14 protein-coding genes are annotated in these 14,441 nt (G+C 46.3%); 6 read left to right on the forward strand and 8 right to left on the reverse strand.

Features of this window, described 5'->3' with window-relative positions; all coding sequences use genetic code 25:
- The first annotated feature begins 41 nt into the window (after positions 1 to 41).
- A complete protein-coding gene (locus tag WC882_00215; GenBank protein MFA5842094.1) occupies positions 42 to 1,583 on the forward strand; it encodes an AAA family ATPase in 1,542 nt (513 codons plus the stop codon).
- 63 nt (positions 1,584 to 1,646) lie between these two features.
- On the opposite strand, the gene rplL is transcribed toward WC882_00215, so the two are convergent.
- Positions 1,647 to 2,042 carry a 50S ribosomal protein L7/L12 gene (gene rplL / locus WC882_00220; protein MFA5842095.1) on the reverse strand — a complete coding sequence of 132 codons (396 nt, stop codon included), beginning with the start codon at positions 2,040 to 2,042 and terminating at the stop codon, positions 1,647 to 1,649.
- A gap of 88 nt (positions 2,043 to 2,130) precedes the next feature.
- Complete coding sequence (rplJ, locus tag WC882_00225; protein ID MFA5842096.1) at positions 2,131 to 2,769, reverse strand: 50S ribosomal protein L10; 639 nt, start codon at positions 2,767 to 2,769, stop codon at positions 2,131 to 2,133.
- A 270-nt stretch (positions 2,770 to 3,039) separates the two neighbouring features.
- On the opposite strand from rplJ, the gene WC882_00230 reads away from it, so the two are divergent.
- Positions 3,040 to 4,170, forward strand: a complete 1,131-nt coding sequence (locus tag WC882_00230; GenBank protein MFA5842097.1) for a DUF4256 domain-containing protein — start codon at positions 3,040 to 3,042, stop codon at positions 4,168 to 4,170.
- A gap of 3 nt (positions 4,171 to 4,173) precedes the next feature.
- On the opposite strand, the gene WC882_00235 is transcribed toward WC882_00230, so the two are convergent.
- The gene (locus tag WC882_00235; GenBank protein MFA5842098.1) at positions 4,174 to 4,791 is read right to left on the reverse strand and encodes a Fic family protein; all 618 of its coding nucleotides are present in this window, start codon (positions 4,789 to 4,791) and stop codon (positions 4,174 to 4,176) included.
- A gap of 192 nt (positions 4,792 to 4,983) precedes the next feature.
- On the opposite strand from WC882_00235, the gene miaA reads away from it, so the two are divergent.
- From miaA to recJ, 3 genes are read left to right on the forward strand one after another with little or no spacing between them, the layout of a single operon-like run.
- The gene (gene miaA / locus WC882_00240) at positions 4,984 to 5,928 is read left to right on the forward strand and encodes a tRNA (adenosine(37)-N6)-dimethylallyltransferase MiaA (protein MFA5842099.1); all 945 of its coding nucleotides are present in this window, start codon (positions 4,984 to 4,986) and stop codon (positions 5,926 to 5,928) included.
- 2 nt (positions 5,929 to 5,930) lie between these two features.
- On the forward strand, positions 5,931 to 6,563 hold the full coding sequence (locus WC882_00245; protein ID MFA5842100.1) for a MazG nucleotide pyrophosphohydrolase domain-containing protein: 633 nt from the start codon (positions 5,931 to 5,933) through the stop codon (positions 6,561 to 6,563).
- Complete coding sequence (gene recJ / locus WC882_00250) at positions 6,551 to 8,203, forward strand: single-stranded-DNA-specific exonuclease RecJ (protein MFA5842101.1); 1,653 nt, start codon at positions 6,551 to 6,553, stop codon at positions 8,201 to 8,203. The genes WC882_00245 and recJ overlap by 13 nt, the downstream gene beginning before the upstream one ends.
- A gap of 57 nt (positions 8,204 to 8,260) precedes the next feature.
- Here recJ and WC882_00255 read toward each other — a convergent pair whose 3' ends face one another.
- Positions 8,261 to 8,803, reverse strand: coding sequence for an S-layer homology domain-containing protein (locus WC882_00255; protein ID MFA5842102.1), 543 nt, complete (start codon positions 8,801 to 8,803; stop codon positions 8,261 to 8,263).
- 387 nt (positions 8,804 to 9,190) lie between these two features.
- Here WC882_00255 and WC882_00260 point away from each other — a divergent pair, with 387 nt between their 5' ends.
- Positions 9,191 to 10,474, forward strand: coding sequence for a bifunctional oligoribonuclease/PAP phosphatase NrnA (locus WC882_00260; protein ID MFA5842103.1), 1,284 nt, complete (start codon positions 9,191 to 9,193; stop codon positions 10,472 to 10,474).
- Here WC882_00260 and WC882_00265 read toward each other — a convergent pair.
- From WC882_00265 to WC882_00280, 4 genes are all read right to left on the reverse strand, one after another.
- Positions 10,471 to 12,180 (reverse strand): hypothetical protein, encoded by a 1,710-nt coding sequence (locus tag WC882_00265; protein ID MFA5842104.1) that lies wholly within the window; start codon positions 12,178 to 12,180, stop codon positions 10,471 to 10,473. The genes WC882_00260 and WC882_00265 overlap by 4 nt on opposite strands.
- Positions 12,181 to 12,295: 115 nt before the next feature.
- Positions 12,296 to 13,057 (reverse strand): YebC/PmpR family DNA-binding transcriptional regulator, encoded by a 762-nt coding sequence (locus WC882_00270; protein ID MFA5842105.1) that lies wholly within the window; start codon positions 13,055 to 13,057, stop codon positions 12,296 to 12,298.
- 4 nt (positions 13,058 to 13,061) lie between these two features.
- A complete protein-coding gene (locus WC882_00275; protein MFA5842106.1) occupies positions 13,062 to 14,198 on the reverse strand; it encodes an NADP-dependent malic enzyme in 1,137 nt (378 codons plus the stop codon).
- Positions 14,199 to 14,234: 36 nt separating this feature from the next.
- On the reverse strand, positions 14,235 to 14,429 hold the full coding sequence (locus WC882_00280) for a hypothetical protein (protein MFA5842107.1): 195 nt from the start codon (positions 14,427 to 14,429) through the stop codon (positions 14,235 to 14,237).
- Positions 14,430 to 14,441 lie beyond the last annotated feature (12 nt).

Consider the following 14,441-nt stretch of genomic DNA (forward strand, 5'->3'; position numbering starts at 1 on the left):
TTTTAATTTTGAATTCGCGTAAAAAAAGCTAAACTCATTTTATGAAAATCGACCTGAATCCCGAGTTCCAACACGCCCTCGATCTCATGGAATCCGGGAAAAATGTTTTTGTGACGGGCCGGGCCGGGACCGGCAAGTCTACGCTTTTGAGTTATTTTCGCACACAAACCAAGCGAAAAACGATCGTGCTCGCTCCCACCGGCGTTGCCGCGATCAATGTCCAGGGCCAAACCATTCATTCTTTTTTTGGATTTAAGCCGGACATCACGCCCCATTCGGTGTTGAAAAAATTGAAAAAAAACAAGAAAAATATTTATAAAAAAATCGAAACCCTTGTCATTGATGAAATTTCCATGGTGCGCGCCGATCTTTTGGATTGTGTGGACCTTTTTTTACAATTGCACGGCCCGCGGAAAGGGCATCCGTTCGGCGGAGTGCAGATGATTTTTATCGGGGATTTATATCAACTTCCGCCCGTGGTTTCATCGCGAGAAAGATCGATTTTCACCACGCATTACGAAAGCCCGTATTTTTTCAGTGCCAAGGGATTTGCGGATTTTAAGCCCGAATTCATCGAACTCGAAAAAGTTTATCGTCAAAAAGACGACGAATTCATTCGCCTGCTCAACACGGTTCGCAATCGCACCGCGACATCGGAAGATCTTGGGAAATTCAACACGCGCCACGATCCGGATTTTCAAGCGCCGATCAAGGATTTCTACATTTACTTGACCAGCACCAACGCGTTGGCGGACACCATCAATCAAGAGCGATTGGCCCGGCTCCCGGGTAAATTGAGGACGGTTTACGGAGAAAAAGAAGGGGATTTTGGGCGGGAATATTTTCCCACGGCCGAGGCATTGCAATTCAAGGTTGGGGCGCAAATCATGATGCTCAACAATGAGGCCACCGGGCGGTGGGTTAATGGGACCATTGGGAAAATCACACGCATCAAAAAATCCGAGGACGACGAAGCCGTGATTGAGGCGGAGTTGCAAAACGGAAAAACCGTTGAAATCACGCCTCACACCTGGGAAATTTTTAATTTTTCATTGAATGGAGAGAATCAGCTGGATTCAAAAATTGTCGGAACTTTCACTCAATATCCGTTTCGGTTGGCGTTTGCAATTACGATTCACAAAGCGCAGGGAAAAACCTTTGAAAAAGTCATTGTGGACGTGGGTTCGGGAACGTTTGCGCACGGCCAAATGTATGTGGCCCTTTCCCGTTGCACGTCTTTGGAGGGACTGGTGCTTAAAAAAGCGATCAAACCCAATGACATTCAAATGGATTACCAAGTCGTGAAATTTTTAACCCGTTATCAATATTCGATCGCAAGCGAAAAATGCACGCCAAAAGATCGAATGACTCTCATTCAGCGCGCCATTCGCGACAAGAAAAACCTCAAGATGACGTACCTCAAAGCCAAAGACGAAAAATCAACGCGAACCGTGAAACCGCTGGCCGTGGGGGAGAGGGAATACAAAGGAATTTCATTCATCGGCATGGAGGCTTATTGTTTGTTGCGAAAAGGACATCGCGTTTTTAATGTGGATCGAATTTTGGAGATGGAGGTGGAATAAAACAAAAAGGCCGATAGAATTTCTATCAGCCTTTTTAAGAGTGTGAGAAATGCGGGGAAAGAACTATTTCAATTCAACCGTGGCTCCGGCAGCTTCCAATTTCTTTTTGATATCGTCGGCTTCGTCTTTCTTGACGTTTTCTTTCACCATTTTGGGGGCGGCATCCACGAGGTCTTTGGCTTCTTTCAAACCAAGGGCCGTGATTTCACGCACCACTTTGATGACAGCAATTTTTTGAGCACCGGCATCTTTTAATTCAACATTGAAAGAAGTCTTTTCTTCCGCAGCAGCGGCACCGGCTACAGGGGCGGCAGCCACAGCCACAGGGGCGGCGGCACTGACTCCGAATTTTTCTTCCATAGCCTTCACGAGGTTGGCGAGGTCGAGGACGGAGAGTTTTTCAACCATTTCAAGGACTTTTTCAGCATCCTTGCTAAGGGCGATAGATTCGTCTGACATAAGATAAGGGGTTAAAAGAATAAAGAGATAGAGAAATGCGGGGGATAGGACACTCACTTCGTTCGTGTCTGAATGAACCATTTAAAAACTAGGCAACAGCCGGAACAGCGGAGGGAGCCTCGGCAGGAACCTCGGCAACAGGGGCCGGTGTTTCTTCCGCAGCAGCCACAGGTTCAGCCGCTTTTTCAACAGGTGCCGGAGCGCTTGAAGCTTGTTGGTCAGCATAGGCTTTGACCACACGAGCGAATGCAGAAACCACACCATGAAGCGTGCCCACAAATCCGGTGACCGGAGAGAGAGCTGAGCCCATGAATTTGGCCAACAAAACTTCACGAGAAGGAATGCTGGAAAGTCGTTTCACCATGGAGGCATCGATGGTTTTTCCTTCCATCACACCGCCCATGATTTTGAGGGCTTCAATTTTCTTGGCGAACTCGTGCATTTTGCGAGCCGCGACAATTTCATCATCGTATCCAAACGCCGCAGCGATCGGACCGTCCATGATGGTGTCGGGGAGTTCGTATCCCGCGTCTTTGGCCGCGATTCGGAAGAGAGTCTTTTTGGCAACCTTGTATCCGACATTGGACTGACGGAGTCCTTTGCGAATATCTTGGATGGTCGCCACCGGAATCCCTCGATACTGGGCAAAAACAATCCCTTTTGCTCCTTGGAATTGCTTCTTGAGCCCTTCCAGGATGTCGGCTTTTTGAGCTTTGGTAACAGCCATGAGGAGAAGTTAAAGAATAAAAAATAAAAAAACTCGAGCGATGAAGACTCGAGGCTTAGCCCGCCAAAGGCGGGCGTTTCCTTCAAAAATTGAAGGAAAAGAGAGTGAGTTTGTAGCCTCGGTAGGTCTTAATCCAACCTGTTAAGGGTGAGATGCCTACGGTCTTCAGCGGGACGTATTCTAGCGGGAAAAAATAAAATGTCAAAGAAAAAGCTTGTGTAATTCAAGAAAAATGATATAATAAATAACGCAATTTACTTACCTTAAATTATGTCCCCATCAAGCCATGAAACCCCAGACCCTAAGGATTTAGTAGTCGTCCCTACGGCAGCCCCAATTTCCGTAGAGCCGCCCGATTCCTTAGAAATAAGATTCCAAACAGGGAGACAATTCCTAGGATGGATAAGAGCCGAAGTCGAACAAAGTAGAAATGATCCTATTCCTGTGGTTCTATATGGGCGCACAGAAGCGAGTTTATTCGAGCATCTGTCGCGAGAGATACGCTTGCTGCCTGACGGTGTAAGTGTTTTTAGCGCAAAAAGAGGGCCAGATTGGGAAGGAATAGAAAGTAGACTTAGGGAGACTAGTCCAATAGTAGGCGAGAGAGTAGAGCTTCTAGCTCAAACCATACTTGCCATGAGGGAAAGATCCTGAGCCCTCACATGCGGAGATGAGGGCGTTGCTGCTACGGAGCGACCGAGTTCTCCCAGCCCAGGGCAAGCATTGAAGGGGAGTTTCCTAGCGATAAATCACTTACCCCCAACTCCCGAGAATATAATAAATATCCTTAAATTTAATTTTCATGAAGACAAGAAGAGAACTCACTCAGATATTCATTGGCAAGAAGTAGAAGAGGCACTTTATGCCGTTGATGGCAAAGTATTATTGGACTTAGCCCAAATGGAAAGAACGGGACATTCTCCGGATGTTTTTATGCAAGATGATGATTTTTTTTACTTTGGAACATGCAGCAAGAGATGCCCAGGATTGAGTTTCTTTGAAATGAGGCCAGGATACAACGTGGGGCAAGAAGGACTTCTAATGGGATCCCTAGCATACAACGTAGAGACAGAAAACGCGTGGAACACAAGTGTAAAGGTTGTAAATGGGGACGAGCAGCCTGCTTGCGGGAATATTGTAGATATAGCAGGGATTATGGGAATGAGCATCATGACAATGGATCAATTTAGAAAATTGCTAAAAGCAGGGGTAGAGGTTGAAGGGCGCTGCTTTTTAGACCCACCGAGAAATCTCAACGTTGGGGGAAAACCAAAACAAATAGTAGATCAGTGGATTGTTCAGGATGGGGAAAAAAATAAAGTAACGCAATTTCTTGAATATCCCTGTAGAGATTGGGAATATTTTCGTGGCGTAATAAAAGTCCCAAAAGTTAAATCTTAATTTTTAAGATTTAAAACGAGTGATTTTCCTTTTCTTTAGCAGTTTCAAGAAAAGACTTTCCAAAGGTTGATATTCTTGAAGCATGCCTTTTCTGCAAGCCTCAATATAATCGGATTCAGACACTTCAGTGAAATTAAGAAGTTCATAGCCAACGCTAACGGCCATGAGATCTAAAAATAAACGAATCGTGCGGCCATTCCCTTCACGAAAAGGATGAATGACATTGAGCTCGGCATGAATAAACGCCAATTTTTTCGCCAAATCTTTTTTCGAGTCTTTCACTTTGGGTTTATGTTTCTTGAAATCCAACTCGAATTGTTTAAGGGCATTAGAAATTTGTTTTGCAGGGGCAAAAAAAGCATTATTTTTCGAAATATTCACATGACGTATTTTCCCGGCCCAAGGATAAAGAGTTCCCAAAAAATAGGCATGAATTTCGAAAAGTAATTCCAGGTTAAGTTTTAGCTTTCCCTGTTCTAAAAGTTTTAAAAAATAATCGTACGAATCTGTTAAAAGTACCGTCTCGGCATCTTCTAGCTCTTTCGGATTCGTTATCCCAAGTTTATTTTTTAAAATATCAGCCTCATCCCCACCGACATTATAACGAGAAACCACGCCCATATTTTTTTAATTTAGAGATGACTGTTTTATTGTTTCGCGCACGAGAAAAACTCAATCGTTCAAGTTTCGAAGATCCACTCACGGCCCTATGGATCGAACTTTTCCCTATCAAATTTTTAGATGTATTCATGGCCTAATTTTACCTGTTTAAGATAAAAATCACAAACAAAAAACTTGTGGTAGAATGCGCCCATGCCTTACATTGAACAAGTCCGTCGATTCCTTCTCGAAGTGGCCAAGAATAAAAAAAAGCCGCTCGTTGTGATTTTGGGCCCTACCGCTTCGGGCAAAACCGCGTTCAGTCTCAAACTCGCGCTTGAAATGGATGGCGAAATCATTTCTACGGATTCTCGTCAGATTTATCGAACCATGGATCTTGGTACGGACAAGATTTCACTTGCCATTCGCTCCAAAATACCTCATCACATGATCGACATTCGAGACCCGGATCAGCCGTACAGTCTTGCGGATTTTCAGTGGGATGCCATGCGCATCATCGAGGAGATTCATCATCGAAATAAAGTCCCGCTGTTGGTGGGAGGAACCGGCTTGTACATCAGTTCGATTGTGCAAAACTACGAGCTTCCTGAAGTCCCGCCAGACCCCAATCTTCGCAAAGAGCTCGAAAAAGAATTGGAAAAAAACGGGGGCCAAGCCTTGCATGACATGCTCGCGGAATTGGATCCTTTGTCTGCGAGTAAAATTCATCCGAACAATCACCGTTATTTGATCCGTGCCCTGGAAATCAATCTCGCCAGTAAACGCAGTGCCGGAGAGCAAAAGAAAAAACGCCCGTGTCCGTTTGAAGTGCTTCAAATCGGGATCGAATGGCCCAACGAAGTTTTGTTCGAGCGCATTGATCACCGCGTGGATGAACAAATTCAAACCGGATTGATTGAAGAAACGCACGGCTTATTGGATCGCTACGATCGACATTTGCCTTCCATGAGCGGGCTCGGGTATAAGCAAATCATTCAGTATTTGGAAGGTGAAATTTCGTTGGAAGACGCGGTCGCATTGATCAAAAAAGAAACCCGAGACTACGCCCGCCGCCAAAAAACTTGGTTCAAACGCGATTCCACCATTTATTGGGTCAGCGGCGAAGCATTGGCCAAAGAACTCACTAAAACAGGTTAAATATGGCAAAAAGTAAACAGGAGAAAAATGAGGGAAAGAAATTCGGGGGAGCTCACTCCGCTTCGCTCCGTGAGTTATTAAGCATTGCCAAAAAATTACGCAGCCCTACCGGTTGTCCGTGGGATCGCAAAAAGACGATCGAAAATTTATTGCCCGACTTATTGGGCGAAGTCAAAGAAGTTGAAGAGGCGATTCAAAAAGGCGATATGAAAAATTTGAGGGAAGAATTGGGGGACGTGTTGTTCAATATGGTTTTATTGTGCGTGATCGCGGAAGAAGAGGGCAAGTTCACGATGGACGAAGTGTTGAAAGAAATTGCGGAAAAAATTGTGAGCCGTCACACCTGGGTTTTTGGCAAGGACAAGGCCTCCACCCCGGAAGAAGCCTTGGCGTTGTGGGGGAAAAATAAGATCAAGGAAAGAAAATTACAAAAATGAATTAAGGCCGAGCAAGAAAATTCTTGGCCACCGCGGTTCGTTCGCTCCTGCGGCGAACGCCCGCTATGCCTCGCGCCAATCGTTTCGCTTCGCGAAAACCAAGCCGATTGGCGCTCCGGAATTGGCCAAAAATTTCCCTACTCGGCCTGATCTAGTTTAAATCTAAAATTTTCAATTCCTTCTCTATGTCTTTCTTAGGCAAAAAATGGCATCTCAAAAAAAACGACCTTCAAGGGTTTCTTTCCGAAAATCTCGACAACGAAACCGTGACGTTTCACGATCCTTTTTTAATGAAAGGCATGGCAATGGCCGTGAAACGCATTGAGCAAGCCATCGAGACCGGCGAGCGCATTTTAATTTTTGGGGATTATGACGTGGATGGTGTGAGCGGAACCGCGATTCTGGTGCATGTGTTGCGAGAGTTGGGTGCGCAAGTTTCCTACCGGCTTCCGGATCGCCAATCCGGTTACGGCCTCAATGCCGAATGGGTGAAAACTTTTCAGGCGCTGGATGTCTCTCTTCTCATCACCGTCGATTGTGGCATCTCAAGTCGTGTTGAAATCGAAGCCCTGGTTGACCAAGGCATAGACGTGATTGTCACGGATCATCACGCGATCCCGGCGCAAATTCCGGAAAAAGCGTTGGCCATTCTTCATCCTCAAATCGATGAGGGGCATTATCCGTTTCCGTATTTATCCGGGTCCGGTGTGGCATTCAAATTTGCGGTGGCATTGATTCGTACGTTAAAAGGAAAAAAAGAAGCGGAAATCGCGCAAGAAAAATTTGTGGATTTGGCGGCCTTGGGCACGGTGGCGGATTGCGTGCCATTGATGGGAGAAAATCGTTGGATTGTAAAACAAGGGCTTGTTCAAATGCAAAAAACCGCATGGGTCGGATTGAGAAAATTGTTGGAAAATGCGGGAGTCGACGCCAATCAAGCTAAAAGTTATGATGCGGATCTCATCGGATTTCGTATCGGGCCGCGCCTCAATGCCGCAGGTCGAATGGACACGCCGTATTTCGCGTTGCAACTTTTATTGAATGAAAACGATCGCGCCAGTGAATTTGTGCAAAAGCTCGAAGAAATGAATCGAGACCGCCAAGATCAACTTTTGGAAATCGAAAAGCAAGCCGAGCAAAAAATGAGCGAAAACGGAGAAGAAAAAGAGAAAATTCTTATCTTAGGCGACCCGGGCTGGCCTGCCGGAATCATTGGGCTGATCGCTGCACGTTTGGGCGAAAAACACCATCGTCCCACCATTATTTTGGAGCATCGCGGGGACGAGTGCGTGGCGTCGTGTCGGAGTCCCGAGTATTTTGATATCGGAAAAGCCTTGCAAAGCATGGGGCATCATTTCAAGACCTATGGAGGCCATGCCGGAGCCGCAGGATTCACGATTGCCAAGGATCGGTTGGAGGCTTTTACGGAGGATATGCGAGTCTATGCTGAAAAAACCATTCAAGAAGATTCGCTCGAATCCGTGTTGCCCATTGATTTTGAAGTCGGGGTGGGGGATGTGACGTTCGATTTGGTGGAGCAATTGTTAAAGCGCGCGCCGTTTGGCCAGGGTAATGAAAAACCGTTGTTCGTGGTGCGCGGAGTCACTCCGCATAATATGTCTCCGGTCGGCCGAGAGAAAAAACATCTCAAGTTTTATGTGCGTGCCCCGAAAAATTCTTTATCCGCCATTGCCTTTAAATTTGGAGAGCATTACCCAAAAATCAGCACTTTGCTCGACCAAAAATCTACCATTGACCTCGTGTTCGAGCTCGACCGCAGCATTTGGAATGGCGAGGAACGGTTGGAGTTAAAGGTAATAGATATCGCTGAAGCGTAAACAAAAAACCACCGAGGATGAGTCGGTGGCTTTTATTTTGACGATGGGAAATTAATCTTAGATGCGACTAAGCCAAAATTTAGCCTGCCACATTTTTAAAGCGTCGCTCGGATAAAAATTCGAAATACCACTCAACAAAACACCATAAGAAACGAGACTTTCAATATATTCATAATACCAAGTCCCCGGAGCCACATCCGTATAAGTCGGGGTAGCGGGGACACTGTAAGGGACAGAATAAGCCACATAAATCGCTTTAACGGCTTCAGCTTTATTCACTAAATCACTGGCACGAAATTCTCCATCCGAGATAAACCCTTTTTCGCAAGCGGTGACAGCATAAGGATAGTACCATTCCGCTCCGGTCATATCCGTGAACACGCAAGAAGTGGGAGTAGATCCATCCCAAATCGTATATCCGGCGTCCACAAGCACCATTTTGACGAGTTCGGCGCGGTTGACGTAATCACTCATTGTAGATGGGGGGTCCATCATAATGGGGCTTCCCATAACAGGATGCATCACAAACGCCTGAGCCGCGGGAGCAAGAACCATCACTCCCACCATGGCACTGAGCAAGAACGAGAGAAGCTTTCTCATAGAGAAAAGGGATAAAAAATAATAAAGGATATATTTATACAATATAAATTTATAAAAGTCAATAGCAATGTGACAATTGAGGCGATTTACTACGGACAATATTAAATAACAGAATCCCTACAAAGATATTACGAAAAGGTTTTAATTTATGTTGTAATTTTGCAGATAGGGGAGGCTTCCTAGGAAGCCTCATTCAGATCAAAAGTTGAATAACTGGATGATTTTTTAAAGAAAATCGTCAAGAGCTATTGCCAAAAATATAATTTACTAGTATAGTAATAGCTTTCATGTTTTCGAAAAGCGCCCAATCGGGCTTTCTCAACAAGAAAGGCGCTAGGATTGACTTGTTGTGAAAAATATTCTAAAATAACAGGATACCCAAAAATTATGAACTCACCCATCGAAGACCAAATCATTCACCAATTTCTCAAGAGCTCCAACGTGCTCTTGCTCCCGTCGTCCCCTGCGGACGGCGATTCGTTGGGCAGTGCGCTCGCCTTATATTTGGTGTTCCAGAAATTGGGGAAAAAGGCCACCGTCATCTCGGCCGAACCGGTTCCAAAAGATCTTCAGTTCCTTCCCATGATGGAAAAAATCAATGGCGAATTCAAGAGCGATAACGATTTTGTCATCACTGTGAACGCGGATGTAAAAGAGGTGCGCCACGAGATCACGCCCGGGAAAGTGAACATCATTTTAACGCAAGACCAAGAGAAAAAAATCACGCCCGACGATGTCTCCTTCAGCCAAGGACTCGATCAATACGACCTCGTCGTGGTCGTGGATACCGCGGATCTTCAGCAACTGGGGAAATTTTACGAAAAGCATCCGGATATTTTTTACAAACTCCCGGTTATCAACATCGATCATCATGCCAGCAATTTTGAATTCGGAACGCTCAATCATGTACAAATCACGGCTTCCGCGACCACGGAAATTATTTTTGCTTTGCTCAAAACCTTGGAGGAAAAGGTCAATCAACCGCTCATTGATGCGGATGTGGCGACCTTGCTTCTCGCCGGAATCATCACCGACACCGGCAGTTTCCAGCATTCCAACACCACGCCTCAGGCGTTTATCGCCACCGCGGAATTGTTGAAACGCGGCGCGCGCCAACAGGAAATCATCAAGCACGTGTATAAAACCAAGAGCCTTTCGACTCTGCGATTGTGGGGCCAAGTGTTGTCAAAAATTCAATTCGCCAAGGATTATCATTTTGTGTGGTCCACGGTTTCGTTGAAGGATATTGAGGAAACCGGGGCGGAAATGGAAGAGTGCGGCGGCATCATCGATGAGTTGCTCAACAACGCGCCGGGAGCGGAGATTGTGGCTTTATTAAAAGAAAAACAGCCCGGCCTATTATCCGCGAGTTTGCGTAGCACCACGGCAGCTGTAGACGCGAATGAAGTCGCGGCGTTGTTCGGCGGCGGAGGGCACAAACAAGCGGCCGGCTTCCGAATCAAAGGCAAACCGTTTGAGGTCGCGGCAAAAGAAGTACTGCTCGGAATTTTGGCGTATCAGGCCGCGAAACATGGCTTGCCCATGCCTCAGTTGCAAGGCGAAAAACGCATTGAAAACGACTCCAACCCTGGCAATAGCACCGGCATCAAAATCCTAAACAACGACACGCAAAAAGAAGGGGAAGGGTTTTATCGGTTTGAAAATAATTAATAAACCGTTTTTAAATAGCATCCCTCGCAGTACACAATTTCCGGGCGGTCCGGAGAAAAGGTGGTGCGGATTTGTTTATGGCAATGCGCACATTCGCGTGTCCAAAATTGTCGAGGATTGCGCTGATGAAAACGGTCGAGGTGCCGTTGGTCCGGTGAGCGACGGGGGAGCGGAATTTTTTGCTCACGGTAAAATTTTAATTCTTGCGGTGTGATTTTAAATCGTTTTTTCGTGACTTCACATTCGAGGGTCGCCTTGAGCGCGGTGTCCGGAATATCTTCGATATTATCAGGAATTTTTCCCGCCGGAATCGTGCCTGCCACAGTGGGTTGAGGCGGTTCGTAATCGTCCCATTTATAACCTTTGGCCAAGGCTTGATCGCGGGTTAGGGGATAGTACATGTGCGCCGTGGTCTTGTTGTAGCCAAACAGTGAAATCGCGATCGGAAAATACTCGCCCCATTCAGAGGCTTGCCCCGCATGCGGGGTTTTTTGCATGTGCTCCGCAATGCGAGCCGCTAAGCGATGGTATTCTTCGGGCGTGTATTGTTTGTTTAAAATGCAGTGCTGTTTGTGATGAACCCCCACGCATCCAAAACAATTTTTTGAATTTTCAATATACCAACAATAAAATAAATCCGTACAGCTGATCGTGCCTTCATTGGAGAACAAAACATGATACGCATTTCCGCCCGTGATGATGCATTCGTAGGATTGTTGAACATTGGTGCCGTACTGGTATAGGTCGTAAACATTCTTTGCCCCCAGCACGAGTTGGTAGCAAAATTTTCCATCTTCCACATCCTCGCAATCAAAACTGTATTGTGTGTTTTTACAATGGATCAAATAATCGCCGAATGAATTTTCGGTATTGTATCCGTGAAATTCCTTAAACGGGTGAGTGCGTTCAAGTTCTGTCAATCGTTTTTTACAAAATTGATACGTTTTGTACGAGCCGGTGTCGATGTGCGTCATGCGTTTTTCATAGTCTTCTTTTGAGAGCGGTTTGTTTTCAAAATAATATTCTTTGTTGCGCAGACCCACGCAGAGAAAACAATGTTTGCACCCCACACAATCACGCAAAAAGGACGACGAAGAGCACCCGATGCAATCCTGGCAGGCTTTGAGCCCGTAGCATTTATGCACATCCACGCAGTCGTAGCAGAGTTCGCAATGCAGGTTGTAAAATCCATCCACACAACTTGTGTTTTTCTTGAAGCCGTAGCCATAATAACAATCTTCACAAAAGTCCGCGTGAAAGATTAAATAACAGTTTTTGGAAGACCCGGCATAGTGCATGTACTCGCAATTTGTTGTAGTGCCGTCGATGCTCAAGGCTTGGGCCGGGGAGCGACGTTTCAATTCATACACTTGCTCGAAAAACGGACGAGAAAAATCAAAATCCTGCCCATACGTGCACGGATCCCATTGGTCGCTGTGCCAACATTCGCGGCAATAGATGGGTTGTTTTAGATGAGGAGGAAATTGGGTGAGCGTAAATTTGTGGCACAAACCGCATTCGCCGTGATACAGATGGCGTTCGTTGCACGATGCGAGCCGGCGTTGTTGTCTACAATCCGGGCAATGCGTGGGAGGCGGGACAAGGTATTTTTTGCCATTAAAAACAGGGGAAATTTGTTCGTAAAATTTAAGGTCATCGTCTGTGACTTCAAAAAGGGTTGAGCAGTTGATGCAAGGTTTTTCCATGGAACGATTTAAAGGCTTATGTCATGGTGAGGAGCCCCAACGGGGCGTCTCGAACCATACATTCAAGATAGAGTTTTGTTAGGGCACCCTTCGAGAGCCTCAGGGTGACAAATTTTTAATCTTCGTCTCCAAGCTTCGCCATCACCTCTTCTGCAATCTCAAAGTTGCTCGACACCTCGGACACGTCTTCATCTTCATCGAGCGCATCCATAAATTTGAGGAGTTTTGACGCCATTTCAAGATCATTGATCGGAACCGTGGTGGAAGGAATATTTTCGAGTTTTGCGCTTTCCACCGGAATTTTTTTGGATTCCAAGGATTTTTTAGTGCTTATCAATTGATCGTATGCCGTGGTCACCACCAGGGTTTCGCTTTCTTGCTTCATATCTTCTGCCCCGGAATCGATGACCGCCATTTCAACATCCTCCATTTTTAAGCCGGCCAAAGGAATGTGAATCACGCCTTTTTTTACAAACATCCAACCCACGCATCCGGCAGCGCCCATGTTCCCGCCGTATTTGGTGAAAATCTGACGCACATTGCCGAGGGTTCGATTTTTATTATCCGTGATGGTGTGCACCAAAAGCGCCACACCTCCCGGGCCATAGCCTTCGTACGTGACTTCGGAAATCGTCATACCGTCTTTGAGTTCGCCCGTGCCCTTTTTAATGGCGCGATCGATGTTGATATTGGGGACATTGTCGGCCTTAGCCAGATCAACAGCCACGCGAAGGCTCGGGTTCATTAAAAGATCGCCGCCGCCTTGTTGCGCCGCAAGTGCAATCATTTTGGCGTGTTGCGTGAAAATCTTGCCGCGCTTGGCATCGGTCACGCCCTTCTTCCGTTTGATGGTGCTCCATTTAGAGTGTCCTGACATGAGCCTATTTTATCGCTTTTGCCACGGCTTGAGCAAGGCCGGGTTCAGAAAGGCCGGGAATGATTTTATCGGGGGTGGGGTAGGGGACGAGGGCGGCAAGGATGTGCGCAGCAGAAAGCATCATTTTTTGGGTGATGTCTCGGGCGCGGCCATCGAGGGCGCCGCGGAAAATCCCGGGAAAAGCCAAGACATTGTTGATTTGATTCGGGAAGTCGCTGCGGCCTGTGGCCACGATGGCCGCGCCTCCCTTTTTCGCTTCTTTGGGTAGAATTTCGGGGGTGGGATTGGCCATGGCAAAAATAATCGAGTCCGGGGCCATGGTCGACACCATGTTCGCAGTTAAAATAGCGGGAGCGGAAACGCCAATAAAAATATCGGCATCTTGTAGCGAGTCTTTTAGTTTTCCTGAAATTCGTCTGGGATTGGTGCGCTTTGCAATATCTTTCTTAAAAGAATTCATATCGTCGCGTTTGGGGTGAAGGATGCCTTTGGAATCGCACACCACAATATCTCGAGCCCCTTCGGCAAGGAGAAGTTCGGTGATGGCAATTCCCGCGGCGCCGGCGCCGGAAATAACGATGCGTACAGCATTTAATTTTTTATGAACAACTTTCAGTGCATTAAGCAATCCGGCCAGCACCACAATCGCGGTCCCGTGTTGGTCATCGTGAAAAACGGGAATATCGAGCGCCTTTTTTAACCGTCGTTCCACCTCAAAACACGCCGGCGCCGCAATGTCTTCCAAATTGATTCCTCCAAATCCCGGTGCAATTCGAATCACAGTTTCCACAATTTCATCTACATTTTGCGTGTCTAAACAGATAGGAATCGCATCCACTCCACCGAAAGTTTTGAACAACAAGCATTTCCCTTCCATCACTGGCAACCCGGCCAATGCACCGATATTTCCCAATCCCAAAACCGCGCTTCCATCGGTGACGACAGCTACGGTATTGGATTTCATGGTGTAGCGATACGCAGCCTCTGGATTGTGCGCAATGGCACGGCACGGCTCCGCCACGCCCGGAGTATACGCCACACTCAAATCCGTTTTGGTTTTGAGTGGCACTTTTGAACATACCGCCAATTTTCCATGATGTCGTTCATGTAATTTTAATGATTTTTTAAAATAATCAACCATGGTGGGGTAGGTCTACTAATTTCAAATTTTCAACTCCTACTCTTGCGGCAATTCCACATCCGGCCCTTCCACCGAAGGCATCCCCGTGGGAGGCGTCACATTCGGTTCTGCAAAATTCACGTCTTCCGTCGTTGTTCCCTCAGAAGTTCCTTCTTCTGTCCCGTTATCTTTTTGGCATCCCATGGCCATTAAAAATCCAACAATCATGAACGTGGTTAATATTTTTTTCATAAATGAAAAAGA

It is taken from the genome of Candidatus Gracilibacteria bacterium (assembly GCA_041658685.1).
GTDB lineage: Bacteria > Patescibacteriota > Gracilibacteria > UBA1369 > UBA12473 > JBAZZS01.